Raw genomic sequence first — 418 nt, forward strand, 5'->3', positions numbered from 1 at the left:
CCTTATTTTTTCTCTCCGGCAAGACGCATGATTCGCAATATTTTAGAACCAAGCCATCTTGAAATTTGTTCTAAATTTCCTAACACTCATTATGTGAGCTATCATTCCATTAAAGATAAAAATGATCTTTTAGAGGATAAAATAGCCCTTTATGATTATTTTAAAAAATTAGGTTTTGATGTAAAATTAAATTCTATCACCAATGAATCTCAAATCGATGGAAAATTTATAAAAAGTCTAGAACATGGTATGGGTATACCTATAAAACTTATGATCAAAAAAGAACTTCCTATTATGCTTGAAAAGATCAAAAAACACCCTAAAAAAGCATATAAAGATAAAAGCATAAGCTATCCTTGTGAAGATTTGCTTTATAAATTCACTCAAAAAGAAGATAAGATACTATTAGAGGTTGAAA

At 28.0% G+C, this 418-nt stretch carries 1 protein-coding gene; it reads left to right on the top strand.

Features of this window, described 5'->3' with window-relative positions; translation table 11 throughout:
* On the top strand, positions 1 to 418 hold a 418-nt coding region (locus H2279_RS08755; RefSeq protein WP_337196301.1), incomplete at both ends, for a DUF2920 family protein.

Origin of the sequence: Campylobacter sp. B0100352/1, assembly GCF_020135855.1 — a bacterium.
GTDB lineage: Bacteria > Campylobacterota > Campylobacteria > Campylobacterales > Campylobacteraceae > Campylobacter_D > Campylobacter_D taeniopygiae.